Raw genomic sequence first — 15518 nt, 5'->3', positions numbered from 1 at the left:
TAAAACGATCCTGGTCGATTTCGGCGACCAGCTTGCGGCGTTGCTCGATCTCCGTGACGGGGCCGAGTTCCAAGGTCACCAGTTCGCTCGCCCGTTCGCGGATGCCGTTGGCAAGATAATCGCCATTGATGACCAGATCCTCGCCCAGGTCATCGCGGCCGTTGACGACGACATGCACATGCGGATGGCCGGTGTTATGATGATTAACGGCAACCCAATCGAGCTTCGTGCCGAGATCGGCCTCAACGTGCGCCATCAGATCGCGGGTATAGCCCGTCAGGTCGGCAAGATCCCCGGCATCCTCCGGCGAGACGATGAACCGGAACTGATGGCGGTCGTCGCGCCCACGATCGAGAAACGCATCACCATCGGCACGGTCTTCGATCCCCGAATAGAGCCGGCCCCGCTCACCGTCGCGGGCGGTGCCGTCGCGCTGGATGTAACGGAGATGGGCAGCGGCCTTGCCATTCCGCCCGGCGGCACGGACGGAGCGGGATTTGACGACGACGCGGCGGCTACCCGGTCGACGATGGCTCCAGCCATTCGAGAGGTTCCGGGCGCGCACGAACGTCGCCCCGCGTCCACGCCGCACACCACGTCCGGACGCGATGCTTCCCTCCCCCCTCGGCGCATGGCTAGGACCGCCACCTCGAGGGCGTCCGCTCGCGCCGGTCGCCGCCTGTTGCTGGCGCGTAACCGTCCGCACTCTGGTCAGGAAACTCCTGGCACGACCGACCTTCGGCGTGTTGGCGCGGATGCGACCCGGCCTCGGGCGAAACCGGTTGTCGTCGCCCGCGCTCATGGCCGCCGATCCATCCGAAACTGCCACAAACAGACAGGAGTGCCGCGAAAAATAGGGCGGAAACTGACTTCGCCGCCTGTCGCGGCACCATACCCCCTCAAAGGGGGTGCCACCCAAAACAATGTGCAGACAAGGGCTTGCCCTGCGGATCGGACCCATGGGGTGCCGTCCGCTTTAATCTTGCGCTCCCTCTTCTGCCCTCTTTCCGCCTCTCCACCTCCTGCCCTGCACATTGTCATCATGGCCGCGATCCCACGCCGCCACGCATCATGAACAGGCCATCCGAGCGCGGCATGATCCCCGACATATCGCGCACAGACGCGACCGCCGTGCTGCGATCCGGCTGCACGATAAAGAGCGGCGTACGGGTCCAGGCAAACCGATCAGCCGCCGCGATCATGACGGAATCATCGCCACCACCTGCGATGATCGGCCCAACGGCGGCAACATAAGCGCGTGTTTCCAGCGGCAGCGGACGCCCTGCCAGAGACGCCTCATAGCGTTCGGGACCGGCATTATACGCGGCGAGAAAACCCGGCGAACCGTAGCGGTCATGCAGTTCGCGGAGATACGCCGCGCCCGCCAGAATGTTGTCGCGCGGATCATAAGGATCACGGCCGAGATGATGACGGACGCGCAGTTCTGCCCATGTGCCGGGCATGATCTGCATCAGCCCCATCGCGCCTGCCGATGAAACCACGCCCGGATCGCCTGCACTCTCAGCGCCCATCACGGCCCTGATCCAGGTCGCCGGAATATCGAAGCGCTGTGCAGCCTCGGCAATCTGGGCGGCATACGGGACGTCGATTGTCTGCGCCGATACAGCAACCGGCACCATGGACACGAGACACCCCGCCGCCAGCAGACACGCATTCCGGATCTGATTGCGCATGGGTCAGTCCCGCGCATCGCGCCTCTGGGGGCGGCTCCAGTGCAGCGACCAGATAGCGCCATTGCTGCCGTCACGAAACAGATTGGCGCGCAACGGCTGCGGCAGGAACGGATCGTCAATCAGCAGGGCAACGTAATCGCCAGCACGCTCGCCCGTGCGTTTCCAACCGGCACCGATCTCCGGACCATCCTCGTCATCGCGATGGATGCGATAATCCGGTGCGTTGTCGGAGTCCGATTTCTCGGTCGACACGATGACGATCTCATGGGAACCCAGGAAGGTCTGGATGCGTCCGGCAAAGCCGGTTTTGTCGCGCGTGAAGCTACCGATCTGCGGCATGGGAAGTCTCCATTGCGATATTGGGAAGGAGCGGCATCGGCCTGTCAGCGAACAGGCCGTGCCAGACGAAATGACCGTCGCCGCGCGCGTCGGTGTAGAGCGGCGTCGCCCGGCCGATCACGGTGGTGCGCGGAAGCGGGCCGAAATAGCGGCCGTCCAGACTGTCGCGAACGGACGGATTCATGAGGAAAATCTGATCCGGTGCGATGCGGCGGCAGCCCTGCCAGACCGGCAACATACGCCTGCGCCGATCGCGGTCCTGCGCTTCGCCGAGCTTTACGCCATCAACCGTGACAGTGCGCCCAACACGGCACACCTGTTGCCCCGGCAATGCCGCCACAGACTTGAGCAGCGGCACGTTCCGCCCGATATAGCCGCGCCCGACCATGAAATCGGCCAGTGGTTTCGGCGGCCAGACGGCGACAAGATCGCCGGTCTTCAGCCCGTTCGGCGCTGTCAGATCGTAGAGGCCGAGGGGCGTGCTGGCGGAGGCGTTCCAGAGCAGCTTCACCGGCACGGGGACGATGGCAGCAACGGCCACACCCATCGCGGCAAAATACGTCGCCATGACATAACCGAAGCGGGTCATGGCGCGATCTCCCGCCGTCTGAGCCAGGCCCGATGACGTGCCATCATGTAGGGGCGCGGTTGCTCACCCGCGTTCAGCCGGTTGCCGACATGCCGCCAGTGATCCGGCGAAACCGCGCAGGCGTCGATGCCGGCCTCTTCCACCGCATCGATATGACGGAGCACCTGTTCGACCTTCGGCCAGCCTGCAACCCGCAGCAGGATTTCACCACCCGGTCGGACGAAAGGCACCGTCTGGCAGGGGTCTCCCGGTGCCACGGCGCGCAGGATGTCGATGCGTGACGCGATCGTGCCGAAATCGTTGGCGGCCCAGCGGACGAAGGCGAAAACGCTGCCAGGCCGGAAGGAGAAGATACGACGGCGCCGGTCGAGGATCTGTTCCTGAGCCTCATGGCCGAACCTGACCCAGTTCTCGACCCGCTTCTCAATGTGGGTCAATTCGACATGGGTTAAGGCTTCGTGTGCGAACGGCAGGGCGTGGCCCCGCGCACGGAACGTTGTGGCGCTGGTCATGACCCGTCTCCCAGCATGGGAGAAAGACCACGCGCGCGCGGATCGCCCGGCCTGTCGACGGCACCGGCACCACGGTCGGTATCCGGTCGCCCCAACATCAAAAAGTTAGACTCTAAGTTAGATTCTAAGTTAGGAGCGCGATTCCGCGTTTCAGGCCAAAGACTTAACTGGAGTTCGTGCGCCTGAAATCCCGATAGTGATGCGCCCGAAGTCCCGATAGTCCCTGCGCCCGAAATCCCGTGTCCATCCACACCGTCATCCACAGGCACTGTGGATAAGGTGACGGGACGAATATGCAGCAATTTCCGCCGTCCTTCGCGTCGGATCGTGAGGCGATAACCGGGGAGCGACTGGCGGCCAACAATGCGCCGCAAATCGAGCGCGAAATCGGAGACACGCGCTAGGCTGCCGGATTTCTCATGGAGGTGCGTGATCTCGAACAGCCAGCCGTGCGGCTGGTGCCCGGCATGTTTGCGGGCGACGCGGTAGAGCCAGCGTTCGATACCCCCGGTCAGGCGGAAATAGGCCGGGTCGATGGTGAGGACCAGCGAACGGTCGATGACGCCGCGATAGAACCAGTCCGGCAGGACGCACTCCATGCCTTCGACACGGCCGTCGCGGGTCGTCCGTTCCTCCCATTCGTTGATCCAGGAGAACTGGTGCCGGCGCCAGTGCTCGCCATTACGGATCGTGGTGCGGATCACGGTCGATTGCAGCCGGGCGAATGCGGCCTTGAGCAGGCGATAATCCCGAGCGCCCGTGGCACGGCCGACGGCCGTCAGAAGCTGGTACGGGGTGAAGCGCAGGAAGCGGGACGTCCTGAGGCCGCCATTCTCCGCCTCGACGATCTGCGAGGCGGCCCAGATCAGCACATCGGCGTCCCAGATGGTCGCCATGCCGTGCTCGGCCAGGCCGTGAATCTCGACCCGCTGGCCACCGGCCTCGTAGAGGATCGGGGCAATGCGCTTTGCCTTGGAAAGCGAGAAGAACGGCCGCTCCATCAGGTCACGCTGGTCGCGGGGACTGGCATCGCCGCCCGCGATCACGAAGGGGTCGAGGCGCAGCCGCTCACTCTCCCGCCCGTGCTGGCCGCGTTGCGGCATGACGTCAGCCATTCAGAGTGTCGCCTTCTCGGCCGGGGTCAGCGGGCGGGCCGGAAAGACGCGGCAGGGTGTCTCGTCGCTTGTGGACCTGCGGACACCGTTCTCAGTCCATCCCTGGAGGTCGTCGAGAGTATAGACGATGCGGCCACCGATCTTCCGATAGGTCGGACCGGTGCCATAGGTGCGATGCTTTTCCAGCGTGCGGATGGAAATGCCGAGGAAGCGCGCCGCATCGGGCGTGCGCAGGAAACGGGGCGGCAACCCCGTCTTGGGATCGAGCATGATCGGGCCTCCGGTTGGGGTTCGGCGGCTGTCGGTGACAACAGCGGGCCATGGCGAACCGTGGCGGAGGATCGGCGGTCTGGAGAGTGCCGGAATTAGAGGGGTTGATTCCGGCACCCCGATTGGGACTTCTTATCGAGAAGAGCCACTGTGCAAGCTAATTGACCCATGGGCTTTGGAGAGCTGGAATAGTTGCGGTTTCCAACTTTACCGCCTCCCTAGAAGATTGAGAAACGGGTGACGGCACACTCTATGCCATCGCTCCGCAAGCTTATTGATCATGCATTCCCTTTATGTTGGTAATCCTGTAACATTTGACCTCTCACAGGTAGAGGGCGTGGGGTGGAAAAACAGACTACTGGCGCTTGGGTTGTTCATCACGGCCGTAAGGTCGCTGCGGACATGCGAGGGGCTGCCGAATTCAGCGCAATCGACTTGGCCGCGAAATCAGCGGGGCTTCTTGCTCGTCTTGGGGAAAGTGACGAAGCCACTTTGACTCCAGAGCAGGTTATCGCGGCTGCGAAAGTTGGTAATCTCAACCCAAAAACAGAGCTTTCAGCCTGCTTGGAGCACCTTCAAAAGCGCAAGCTCATTGACCGTTCCTCTACTGGCGCCGTGTCCGTATTAGGCGTGAGCGGTTCCTCCGCGCTAATGCACGCTGCTGATCTTTTTGAAGACAACGAGCCTGACAGCACCGAACGGGCTGCCATCACTTTAGCAGAACTATCCTCGCAGGCTCCGATCACCGCAATTGGTGCGATTGAGTTTCTTGGCGACACTCATAAACTCACCAAGGCAGATGCTACTGATTTCGTCCAGCAGGCATCACAGATCGGGTTTGTCGACGCGGAAGGTGAAGGTACAGATAGACTTCTGTTCAACGGCAACCTTTTCCGTCGTGATACAGCTGCCAAGGCAAAAAAAGTCATCGACTCTCTTAGTTCCGCTGAACAGAATAAAATCGTTGTTTTCGATGCTGAATTGAAAGCGGCAGGCGCTGTAACAGCGGCGAGTGCAATAAAAATACTCGGAGAGCCATTATTTTCAAAAGTAAGGGCTGCAGCTCTTTACGACATGAATATCGTATCCAATGAGGCGGGTGAGCATGTTTTCATAACGTCTCCAGGATCATTCCATAAATTCAGCAATCCGCTTACAGAAGACGCTTTTGACCATGCAAAAGCTCTTGTAGCAGCCTTGACCTATGGCATGACGCACAGTTCAGCCGCTCGCGGCCAGATTTGGGGAATTAACCTTCTTCTAGGAAAACTTATCCGAGGCGGCACTGTGGGGCCAGCCACTGCTATTGGCAACGATTATCGCGCACTTGAAATTGAACGTGTTGTCCAGACCGAACGCTCGGGCTACGGGTTCAAGATGCGGCTACTCAAACGCGAAGTGGGAGTCATTGCCTTAGAGGTATTGAAAGGCAGAAACGCGGCAGCGGCGGCTTTAGAAACATTACCGAGCGCTGGGATGCGAAGTTATACTGCCCCAGAGGCAGCACGCGTCCGCTTGCGCAAAGGACAGTCACCCACGAGCCGAGCGCAAACCAGATCTCTTTTGAGTGCAATTCGTGGCGGAGGCGGCCTATGAGCAGCAAACCAGCCAACGTATCCAAGAAAACTGGAAAAAAAGGCTTCGAGACCGAAGAAATCGTCCGTTCATATTTTTTGGGCGCTGGATTTTTCGTTGTGCGTGGCGTGAAGTTGCGACATGGCGGCGACGAACTGACGGATATTGATCTCTGGCTTTATGAACGATCAGCGACGCTTGCTCGTCGCCGGATCATTATCGATATCAAGGATAATGCCCAGCCTAAAGCCGCCGAACGCCTATTTTTTGTGAAAGGGCTGGCCGAGTTAATTCAGGTCGAAGCGACCGGCATCGCCACAAGCGACACACGCCGCTCGCTAAGAGAATTGGCGCGAAAACACAATGTATTGTGGATCGACAATGCTGATTTGCAAAGGCTGAAATCAAGCCAAAGGCTGACCGTTTCATCTCGCTTGTCAGATGAAGATCTCGGGGAATTAATTGCTAAAGTCGATACATCGCGATCTTCAAAGAATGTCCGTGATATCTTCGCATCTGTAAAATCCGCAGTTGCTGATCGTTTCGGACCATCCTGTGCGAATACAGCTATTGACGGGGCACAATACTTTGCCAAGATGTGTGTCGAAGCGCATCCTGGTTCGTTGCCCGCACAGGTCTTCACTCGGCTCACATATTTCAGTGCTGCCATCGCGGCCGCAGCACTTGATTTCACTTCTGGGGAATCGGCCTTGCGTCCCCATCATGACCGACTGGCCAACTTAACAGACGCAATCCGTTTTGGGGATGATCCGAAGGGCACCGTAGAAAAGCTGCGCTGGGCGGAAGCTGCTATAAGAGATTATGCCCCCAACGGTGCTGGTCTCGCCGAGATTATTCACACTCGGTTCAATGACGCGCTTAAATCCGTGCCCGCAGAAAGTCTAGCAGAGATTGTCGTGAAGATGACAAACTCTGAGCGTCTTTTCAATGCGGCACGAGATCTTGAGCAAGCGGCATTCTTGACCGACTGTCCGTCATTCGATGATCTTCCAATCGATGCCAAATCCTTCTTGGGTGCCGTACTAGATTTTATCGCAATCAATCGTGTTGTTTTCTCTCAAAGCTGGAATCTGGACAATCCTATTCCTGCCGCCAAGGAAGACGCTGATTCCGATTCTACATCGCCATCATCGGAGGTAGTTGTACCTCCAATCGATGATGGCAAACTTTTATAAAGATGTCAGAAAAGCCAAAAACACAGGATACAGAACGCACAATGAAGGACGAAATCAAAAACAAACTCGATGCGCTGTTTGTTGACGATGCTAACCGCAAGATAAAATCCGAACAAAAGCGAAATATTGAAGCCGAGCAGCAAGCAGCGTTTATTGAGCAATTCCGCGCGAAAACCGATGAGGTGATTGCACCTGCGTTTGAAGATTTTATCTTATATCTTCGTCCAAACGGCTGGAATGGTTCGGTCCAACGTAAATCTGAAACGCCGACAGGCAATAACTATGGACGTGGCGTTACCTCTACTTCCAGTTCATTGGAACGTGTCTCTTTGGCGTTTACTCATGCCTCGCGTAACATTAAAGGCATTCATAACACTAACGAATCTCACTTCACGGTGATATGCGAAAAGGCCAAGCGTCTAGTAACCTTTCACGAGGCGACGCCCAGCCAGGCAGGCGGTGCGGGTTCTGCCAAATTAGACGACATCACAGCCGATTATCTCCATGAGAAGCTCGTCACCTATTTTAAGAAATTAATGCATGATGCCCGGCCTTATGATGAACGTTAAAGATACAAGACCAGAAAATGGAAGCGATCCATTTCTTGATCTGACCTCAGCGCTCAGATAGCCGGATCGGATAGCGCAATAGGTCACGATAGCCACCCCGAACATAATACCGCCCATCAGCAACAAGGCGGCGGACCTGGTTCTTGCGAGGATTGTTTTCCCAGTCGGCTTTTCTTCCGCGAAACCCGAGTAAGACCTCTGCGAGCTTGCGATAACTCGCACCAGCCGCCCGACCATCAACCGCTCGCAATATCAGGATATGCCGGTCCCGCGTTTGCTGCGGAAAATCATGAGCCCACTTGCCCTCAGATCGGCCAACCAGCGCGCGCCATAGACGCAGCACGGCCTCCACGCGAAGCTCCAGCAGCTTATCGAACGGCAGGATCACGGCATAGGTGGCGCGTCCATCCGGTGGATGTGTCGGGAGCCAGAATTGATGCGCCGACGCGCCGGGCCGCCAGAAACCATGCCACGCTTCCTCTCCATCCATCCGCGCAACGAGATCAGGTAATTCCGTCAGGTTGATCAGCATGACGGCCGGATCATCCGCGTCCGCAAATGCTGCGTGCAGTTCAATGACGTCAGGCGAAAGTTCCGGTATCCAGAAGACAGGCGTGCGGCCAGCAGGCTGCGCCGGATCGACAGGGAAATCGCAACCCCCATCGTTCAGAAAGGGCTTTGCTGCCCCCTGGCTTTGGAGCCGCAAGCCTTTTCATTCGCTGGAACGCGCGACGGTATTCGTCGTCACGTCGAAGATATTCCCAGGCCATGCCGGCGGCTGCAATGTCTTGTGCGTGTTCGTAAGCGGCCGGCGACTGCCAATTTGACATCGGCATCGCGTTACCCTTCCTCTGGCGCCTGCTTCTGGCAGCAGGAACATCAGGATGCGCAATGGGAAGATTTTGTGCAGACTGCATTTGGAGATATGTCGATCTCGTAACGAGATCGCAGGACGTTATGGCGTTCATCCGCGCGTGCAAGAATAGTCCGCGAGCCGGGCACTCGCCCGGCGAGCGACGCTTATTTCCCATCTTCCCGTCGCCGATCCGCGAAGTCGGATCGGCGCAAATTTGCGCGGACAGACAGGCCAAGGAAGGGGGCACCGCAGAACCGAATTGTCGGCCCTGCGGCGTTCGATCCCTATGCCGCCACCTTCTTCGCCGCGTGCCAGGCCAGGCGCCGGGTCGCCGTTGCCGCGTGTTCGGCGTCCAGTTCCATCCCCAGCCAGTCGCGGCCAAAATGCTGCGCCGCCACCAGCGACGACCCTGAACCGGCGAACGGGTCCAGAACCAGACCGCCCACCGGGCAGAACGCTTCCACCAGGGGCAGCAACGCCGCCACCGGCTTTTGCGTCGGATGCAGTTTATTGCCCGAATACGGCATGTCGATCACGTCCGGTACCGGCTGACCGGACCGCTTTACGTTCCCTTTCGCCAGAAGGTAGGCGCTTTCATGCTCGTAGCGCAGGAACCCCGAAGATGACGCATAGGATTTGCGAAACACAATATGCCCGACCATGCGGAACCCGGCGGCCTTCCAGGCTTCGGCAAACAGGTCGATCTTGTTCCATCCGTAAAAATTGACGGCGAAACCGCCATATTTCAGAACACGGTGCATCTGGTTGACCGCCGGACGGAGCCAACGCGCGTTGTCGTCGTTGCGGACCTTCCGCCCGTCCCGGCCCTGATAGTTCACCAGGTAAGGCGGATCAGTCAGGATGAAATCCACTGTATTGCGCGGCATTGCCCGCATCAGCCCCACGCTGTCGCCGTTGAGAATGGTATTGCGGAAATCGGTTGCCGTGATGGTGTTGCCGGTCATGGTCTCTACCCTTTGTTCCGCGAGGAACAGCCCCCGCTGTTCCTCTGCCTCGCGGCGAGCAGCGGGGTAGCAACGGCAAGGGCGGCCGATGGGGAGGGGTCTCTCCCGGTCTGCACGGAGCGCAGCGCAGGAAGATCGGGGAAACCCTATCGGGCGGCGTCAGCGCGCTGACGCGAACCCTTGCCGGCGCGAGGGCGGAGCCCTTAGCCTGTTCCTATCTTTTCGCCCCTCCTCACAGTCTCGGAAATGGCACCCATACGTTGCGACCGAATCATTTTTCCAGACACGGTATGGAAAATAGAACAGCCTGATTTTTGCGATGCTTGAGATTTCACGGCCATCCGGTCATCAGCGAATACCCGGAATTTCTCTGGCCCCTGACGTGAGGAATTCAACGCAGAGCCGAACCCGCGTCAAATTCGTCCGCTCCGGCGCAATCAGCATGCTCAGCGGCACGGACGACAAGGTGTAGTCAGGCAGCACGGGTACGAGGCGACCATCCTGCAGGCAATCCTCCACCAGCCAGCGATGGGCCGGCCCGTAACCTCGCCCGGCCAGAAACGCGTCGCGCGCAGCCAGACCATGATCGACGACCAGACGGCCATGAAACGGCACGACATGGTTTCTACCTTCCGCGCTCTGCAGAACCAGCCGCTCCGAGCCCTGCACGCGTGACATCCGCACGCCCTCCCGGTTGTGCAGATCCTCCGGCCGCCGCACCGGGCCGTAACGGCGCAGCCATTCGGGCGACGCGACCAGAAGGCGCCCGCTCTTGCCCAGGGACCGCAGTTTCATCGCGCAATCAGTCAGGGGGCCAAGGCGGATGGCGATATCGACCCCCTCGCGCACCAGATCGATGCGCTCGTCCGTCAGTCCGAACTCGACCCGTATACCGGGGTTCCGGTCCTGAAACTCGTAGATAAGGCGGCCGACATGCAGCACGCCCAGCGCGCCGGTGCAGGAGATGCGCACCGTCCCGGCCGTCGCCTGCCGCGTATCGCGTATTTCCTGGCTCGCCTGCTCGACGAGGGAGAGGATCTGTACGCAATGGGCGTAATAGCGCGTTCCTTCGTCGGTCAGCGCGGTACGCCGCGTTGTCCGCGTCAGCAGTGACACGCCCAGAGCCTCTTCGAGTTCACGCAGGTGCCGCGTGACGGTGGATGACCCCGTGCCGGTTTCCCGCGCGACGGCCGCCAGATTGCCGCGTTCAGCCACACGCACGAACGTCCGCATGCGTTCCAGCGAGATCAGAGATTGTTCCATTTTCCGGCATTATGCCTTTCGTTCTCACCGTATGGGAGAACAGTAGCCTATCGGCTAGCCTGGGCCGAACACGAAATTTCTTTCCGTGGAAAGACACGCTCATGAACATCCTGATCGTCTTCGCCCATCCCGAACGGCACTCTCTCAACGGCGCCCTGCTCGATGTCGCCATCAGCGCGTTGCAGGCGCAGGGCCACGAGGTCAGGGTATCCGACCTCTACGCCATGTGCTGGAAAGCGACGGTTGACCGGTCTGACTTCCCGGACATCCCCGCGGACGAGCGCCTGAAAGTGGCTTCCGCGTCCTCGCGCGAATTCGCCGAGGGCGGCCTGACGGATGACGTGAAAGCCGAACAGGACAAGCTGCGCTGGGCCGACACTGTCATTCTCCAGTTCCCGCTCTGGTGGTTCGCCATGCCCGCGATCCTCAAGGGCTGGGTGGATCGCGTCTATGCCTGCGGGTTCGCCTATGGTGTTGGCAAACACAGCGACCGCCGCTGGGGCGACCGCTACGGCGAGGGGACGATGGCGGGCAAGCGCGCCATGCTGGTCGTCACAGCCGGAGGCTGGCCGGAACATTATTCCGCGCGCGGGATCAACGGTCCGATCGACGATCTGCTGTTTCCCATCAATCACGGCGTCCTGTTCTATCCGGGCTTCACCGTCCTGCCGCCGTTCGTGGCCTACAAGGTGGATCGACTGGATGACACGGGTTTTGACATCCTGGCGGAGCAACTCCGCGAACGGATGCTTACACTGGCAACGGCGGCGCCAATCCCGTACCGGCAACAGAATGGTGGCGACTATCAGATCCCCACCATGGAGCTGAAGGCCGGTCTGGAAGCACCCGGTACCGTCGGCTTTGCCCTGCATGCGGCAATGACGACGCAGAAATAACCGCGTGAAAGCCTGTGATGCTTTGCGTAGCCATAACCATGACTATGGTCATAGGGGCGGTCCGGGACGAAGTCTTCTGACACGCGTCCTGGCACTCCCTTAGCCTGTTTTTACCTTGAGAGCCGCCCCGGCGGCCTCGGAAATGGCAGCCATGATTTGCGCCCTGGCCATCTTTTCGGGGATTTCGAGCAGCGGAATACCGGCCTTCTGCAAAGCCAGACGCTTCACCGCCATGCGGTCATCAGCATCGCCGGACAGGTCGTGGCCTGTGCCATGATATTCAATCACCAGAACTGGCAGCCCATAGCGATCAATCAGCAGAAAATCGACACGCTTGCCGCTATAGGAGCTGAAAGCCTGCTTCTGACGTGGATCTTCCGGGTCGTAAGTCGTTCTGATGAACCCACCCATCGAGACCTCGAAAGCGAAACGCCAGTCGGGCTGATATGTCCTGATCCATTCGTCGAGCGCGTAGAGCACCTGCACAGCCTCCTTATTAACGGGACGGACGGCCCGCAGACTGCACTGACTGATAAAATGTAACTGGTTTTGCGTATTGGAGAGGTCGTTGTCCTGAAAATATTGCCGCCGACGCTCTGCGTCCTTCTTCTGGTCGGCGGCCTGTGTTTCCAGCGTGGCAATCCGGCGGCGCAAAGACGATAGTTCTGCATCACGTCCAGAGATCTGACGATCCAGACTCTGAAGTCGGGCATTCCTCTCGGCAATCTGCTGCCCTGCCTGCGCCAGATCGGCCGCTGCACGACGCCCTCGAATATAGAATCCGATCGCATATCCGATCGCCAGAAGAATGATCACCTTTTCCACGACCAATAAGCCTCCCTTTTCTGCGCGATCACCGCCGATTACCGCATGGGCCGCCGCACAGTCTTCTCAAATCCCCTTGTCCTGTCCTTCATCGTTCCTGTCGCCCCATGACCGGGAAAGTGGACAGGATGGCACGCAAACCCGACAGGATCAGGATCGAGGTGTTCGGCCCCACTGAGGCGGAAACAGCCGAAGAGGCGTTTCGCCCCTCCAATGAAGCCGTCCGATCCCTCGCCCGCCTGATCGGGCGTCAGATCGCCCGCGAGCAGTTTGAGCGTGCCCGCGCGCTGGAGCGGAAACAGACCCGCCAGAACCGATCCGGCCCCATGCGGTAGCTTCCTCTTCCCGGCTGCGTTTCCCCCGGCGAACGCCCCCTCGCCGGGCAGTCGTGCATTTTTCTTGTGACCATTATGGTCCCGTGATATAAGGTCAGTCAATGAGGATCATCGCCCGTCGCACGCTGAGAGAGTTCGTCGACAGTCTGGTGGGTCAGAAGGACCAGCCGGCCGTGAAAGCGGCGCTGGACGCCTGGTTCGCCGAAGTCGGCAGGGCTGCGTGGACGAGCACCGCCGATGTGAAGCGGCTCTATGCGACGGCCAGTATCGTCAGCGCCGAGCGGATCGTCTTCAACATCAAGGGCAACGCCTATCGCCTGGTCGTGGCGGTCGATTTCGAGAAAAGCATCGTCTGGATCAAATGGATCGGCACGCACAAGGCGTATGACAGGATCGACGTGACGGAGGTGGAGCATGACGGCTGACCTGAAACCCATCCGCAGCGAAGCGGATTATGACGCAGCGCTGGAAGAAGTCGGGCGCCTGTGGGGGGCGAAGAGCGGCACGCCGGACGGCGACCGCCTCGATGTGCTGGCAACCCTGATCGACGCCTATGAGGCGAAACACCATCCGATCGATCCGCCCGATCCGGTCGAGGCGATCCGCTTCCGGATGGAGCAGCAGGGCCTCACCCGCAAGGATCTGGAGCCGATGATCGGTCCACGCAACCGGGTGGCCGACGTACTGAATCGCAAGCGCGGTCTGTCGATCGACATGATTCGCCAGTTGCATGACGGCCTCGGCATCTCGGCCGAGGTGCTGATCCGGCCCAGCCGGATGGACAAGGTCGCCTGATAGGAAACATTACCCAAGGAACATCCCCATGACCCGCGTCGCCCTGTATGCCCGCTACTCGTCCGACAACCAGCGCGACGCCTCGATCGAGGACCAGTTCCGCATCTGCCGCGAACATGCTAAGCGCGAGAAGTGGAAGGTGATCGGCGCCTACAAGGACGCGGGCATCTCCGGCGCCAGCATGATCCTGCGCCCCGGCATCCAGACCTTGTTGCAGGATGCCCAGGCCGGACGGTTCGATATCGTTCTGGCCGAAGCGCTGGATCGCATCTCCCGCGACCAGGCCGACGTCGCCACCCTGTTCAAGCACCTGAAATTCGCCGGTGTGCCGATCGTCACCCTCGCCGAGGGCGAAATCTCAGAATTGCATGTCGGCCTCAAGGGGACGATGAACGCCCTGTTCCTCAAAGACCTGGCAGCCAAGACCCATCGTGGCCTGCGCGGTCGGGTCGAGGACGGCAAATCCGGCGGCGGGCTGTGCTACGGCTATCGCGTCGTCCGCCAGTTCGACGCCAAAGGCGAACAGATCCGGGGCGACCGCGAGATCGACGCCCACCAGGCAGAAATCATCCGCCGCATCTTCGGCGACTTCGCCGCCGGCATCGGCCCCCGCACCATCGCCAAAGCCCTGAACGATCAGGGCATCGCCGGCCCCGAGGGCAAGCTGTGGAGCGATACCACCATCCGGGGTCATGTGAAGCGCGGCACCGGCATCATCAACAACGAACTGTATATCGGCCGCCTGGTCTGGAACCGACAGCGCTATATCAAAGATCCGTCCACCGGCAAGCGCGTCTCGCGCCTGAACCCAGAATCAGAATGGGTCATCACGGAAGTTCCCGACCTGCGGATCGTCGATGACGCGCTCTGGCAGGCAACCAAGGCCCGCCAAAGCATCATCGCCGAGAAATACGTCAACGTCACCGAGGCCGTGCGAGCTCATCACAAACGGAACCGGCTCAACGGCACACGCCGGCCGAAATCCCTGCTGTCTGGCCTGCTGTTCTGCGGCCTGTGCGGCGGCCCTTACACGCTGCGAGGTTCCGACCGCTTCGCCTGCTCATCCCACGTCACCAATGGTTCCTGCACCAACAGCCGGACGATCCCCCGCCCTGATCTGGAACGCCGGGTGCTCTCCGGGCTGAAGGACCGGATGATGGCGCCGGAGATCGCTGCCGAGGCGATGCGCGCCTATGCCGAGGAGACCAACCGGCTCAACCGCGAGCGCCGCTCCAACGCCGATGTCTGGCAGGTTGAACAGGTGAAAGTCGAGAAGCAGATCCGGGGCATCATCGAGGCCATCAAGGAGGGCATGTTCCATCCCTCCATGAAGGCGGAGATGGATACGCTCGAAGCCCGCAAAGCAGAGTTGACGACCCTCCTGTCCGACGTCCCCGACGATGTGCCGGACCTGCTGCCGAGTGCCTCGGCAATCTATGCCCGCAAGGTCGGCCGCCTGACCGACGCCCTCAACCGCCCCGAAGAACGGCTGGAAGCCGCCGAGGCATTGCGGGCATTGATCGAGAAGATCGTGCTCACTCCTGACCCAAACCGGGGCGAGATCGACGCGATGCTGTATGGGGAAGTGGGGACGATCCTGAACTGGATCGAGCGGCAAGCCATTGGAAAGGCTGAAAAAAGAAACACTCCCGGAGCTTTGCTCACGGGAGTGTCGGTATCAGTGGTTGCGGGGGCAGGATTTGAACCTGCGGCCTTCAGGTTAT

20 protein-coding genes are annotated in these 15518 nt (G+C 60.0%); 9 read left to right on the top strand and 11 right to left on the bottom strand.

Translation table 11 applies throughout. From position 1 onward, the window contains the following. The first annotated feature begins 196 nt into the window (after positions 1-196). The gene (locus B7444_RS17260) at positions 197-1075 is read left to right on the top strand and encodes a hypothetical protein (protein ID WP_231502984.1); all 879 of its coding nucleotides are present in this window, start codon (positions 197-199) and stop codon (positions 1073-1075) included. On the opposite strand, the gene B7444_RS14565 is transcribed toward B7444_RS17260, so the two are convergent. Genes B7444_RS14565 through B7444_RS14540 form a run of 6 tightly spaced genes read right to left on the bottom strand, consistent with a single transcriptional unit; the run spans position 1041 to position 4519 of the window. Then, positions 1041-1694, bottom strand: coding sequence for a lytic transglycosylase domain-containing protein (locus B7444_RS14565; protein ID WP_007283934.1), 654 nt, complete (start codon positions 1692-1694; stop codon positions 1041-1043). The genes B7444_RS17260 and B7444_RS14565 overlap by 35 nt on opposite strands. 3 nt (positions 1695-1697) lie before the next feature. Next, complete coding sequence (locus B7444_RS14560) at positions 1698-2033, bottom strand: DUF736 domain-containing protein (protein ID WP_007283933.1); 336 nt, start codon at positions 2031-2033, stop codon at positions 1698-1700. Next, a complete protein-coding gene (locus B7444_RS14555) occupies positions 2017-2622 on the bottom strand; it encodes a S26 family signal peptidase (protein ID WP_007283932.1) in 606 nt (201 codons plus the stop codon). The genes B7444_RS14560 and B7444_RS14555 overlap by 17 nt, the downstream gene beginning before the upstream one ends. After that, positions 2619-3134, bottom strand: coding sequence for a DUF2840 domain-containing protein (locus B7444_RS14550; RefSeq protein WP_007283931.1), 516 nt, complete (start codon positions 3132-3134; stop codon positions 2619-2621). Before B7444_RS14550 ends, B7444_RS14555 begins: the two co-directional genes overlap by 4 nt. Continuing rightward, positions 3131-4249, bottom strand: coding sequence for a replication initiator protein A (locus B7444_RS14545; RefSeq protein ID WP_007283930.1), 1119 nt, complete (start codon positions 4247-4249; stop codon positions 3131-3133). The genes B7444_RS14550 and B7444_RS14545 overlap by 4 nt, the downstream gene beginning before the upstream one ends. Continuing rightward, complete coding sequence (locus B7444_RS14540; protein ID WP_007283929.1) at positions 4250-4519, bottom strand: helix-turn-helix transcriptional regulator; 270 nt, start codon at positions 4517-4519, stop codon at positions 4250-4252. It lies immediately after the preceding gene. Positions 4520-4861: 342 nt separating this feature from the next. Here B7444_RS14540 and B7444_RS14535 point away from each other — a divergent pair, with 342 nt between their 5' ends. The 3 genes from B7444_RS14535 to B7444_RS14525 are packed head-to-tail and all read left to right on the top strand — an operon-like array spanning position 4862 to position 7859. Continuing rightward, complete coding sequence (locus B7444_RS14535) at positions 4862-6115, top strand: hypothetical protein (protein ID WP_007283928.1); 1254 nt, start codon at positions 4862-4864, stop codon at positions 6113-6115. Then, on the top strand, positions 6112-7290 hold the full coding sequence (locus tag B7444_RS14530; protein ID WP_007283927.1) for a hypothetical protein: 1179 nt from the start codon (positions 6112-6114) through the stop codon (positions 7288-7290). Before B7444_RS14535 ends, B7444_RS14530 begins: the two co-directional genes overlap by 4 nt. 41 nt (positions 7291-7331) lie before the next feature. After that, positions 7332-7859 carry a hypothetical protein gene (locus B7444_RS14525; protein ID WP_146911359.1) on the top strand — a complete coding sequence of 176 codons (528 nt, stop codon included), beginning with the start codon at positions 7332-7334 and terminating at the stop codon, positions 7857-7859. 46 nt (positions 7860-7905) lie between these two features. Here B7444_RS14525 and B7444_RS14520 read toward each other — a convergent pair whose 3' ends face one another. From B7444_RS14520 to B7444_RS14505, 4 genes are all read right to left on the bottom strand, one after another. Then, positions 7906-8391 carry a DUF2285 domain-containing protein gene (locus B7444_RS14520; protein WP_048855207.1) on the bottom strand — a complete coding sequence of 162 codons (486 nt, stop codon included), beginning with the start codon at positions 8389-8391 and terminating at the stop codon, positions 7906-7908. 49 nt (positions 8392-8440) lie between these two features. Next, on the bottom strand, positions 8441-8629 hold the full coding sequence (locus B7444_RS17485; RefSeq protein WP_373277516.1) for a transcriptional regulator domain-containing protein: 189 nt from the start codon (positions 8627-8629) through the stop codon (positions 8441-8443). Positions 8630-8999: 370 nt separating this feature from the next. After that, positions 9000-9680: a DNA methyltransferase gene (locus B7444_RS14510; RefSeq protein ID WP_007283923.1), complete on the bottom strand. Its 681-nt coding sequence runs from the start codon at positions 9678-9680 to the stop codon at positions 9000-9002. A gap of 348 nt (positions 9681-10028) precedes the next feature. Then, the gene (locus B7444_RS14505; RefSeq protein WP_007283922.1) at positions 10029-10943 is read right to left on the bottom strand and encodes a LysR family transcriptional regulator; all 915 of its coding nucleotides are present in this window, start codon (positions 10941-10943) and stop codon (positions 10029-10031) included. Between the two features lie 101 nt (positions 10944-11044). Here B7444_RS14505 and B7444_RS14500 point away from each other — a divergent pair, with 101 nt between their 5' ends. Continuing rightward, entirely contained in the window at positions 11045-11839 is a 795-nt protein-coding gene (locus B7444_RS14500) for an NAD(P)H-dependent oxidoreductase (RefSeq protein ID WP_007283921.1), read from the top strand. Positions 11840-11938: 99 nt separating this feature from the next. Here the strand turns inward: B7444_RS14500 and B7444_RS14495 are convergent, their stop codons facing one another. Next, a complete protein-coding gene (locus tag B7444_RS14495) occupies positions 11939-12664 on the bottom strand; it encodes a DUF2726 domain-containing protein (protein ID WP_035730568.1) in 726 nt (241 codons plus the stop codon). Between the two features lie 107 nt (positions 12665-12771). Between B7444_RS14495 and B7444_RS14490 the strand changes: the two genes are divergently transcribed. The 4 genes from B7444_RS14490 to B7444_RS14475 all read left to right on the top strand — a co-directional run. Beyond that, positions 12772-12999, top strand: coding sequence for a hypothetical protein (locus tag B7444_RS14490; RefSeq protein WP_007283919.1), 228 nt, complete (start codon positions 12772-12774; stop codon positions 12997-12999). A 101-nt stretch (positions 13000-13100) separates the two neighbouring features. Beyond that, positions 13101-13424, top strand: coding sequence for a type II toxin-antitoxin system HigB family toxin (locus B7444_RS14485; RefSeq protein ID WP_007283918.1), 324 nt, complete (start codon positions 13101-13103; stop codon positions 13422-13424). Then, positions 13414-13794, top strand: a complete 381-nt coding sequence (locus B7444_RS14480; RefSeq protein ID WP_007283917.1) for a helix-turn-helix domain-containing protein — start codon at positions 13414-13416, stop codon at positions 13792-13794. The genes B7444_RS14485 and B7444_RS14480 overlap by 11 nt, the downstream gene beginning before the upstream one ends. 28 nt (positions 13795-13822) lie before the next feature. Continuing rightward, the coding region (locus B7444_RS14475; RefSeq protein ID WP_048855205.1) for a recombinase family protein at positions 13823-15518 on the top strand (1696 nt) is incomplete at its 3' end.

Origin of the sequence: Gluconobacter thailandicus F149-1 = NBRC 100600 (assembly GCF_000964465.1) — a bacterium.
GTDB classification, from domain to species: Bacteria; Pseudomonadota; Alphaproteobacteria; order Acetobacterales; family Acetobacteraceae; genus Gluconobacter; species Gluconobacter thailandicus.
The sequence above is the reverse complement of the archived record's forward strand: the minus strand, read 5'-3'. Positions and strand labels throughout refer to the sequence as shown.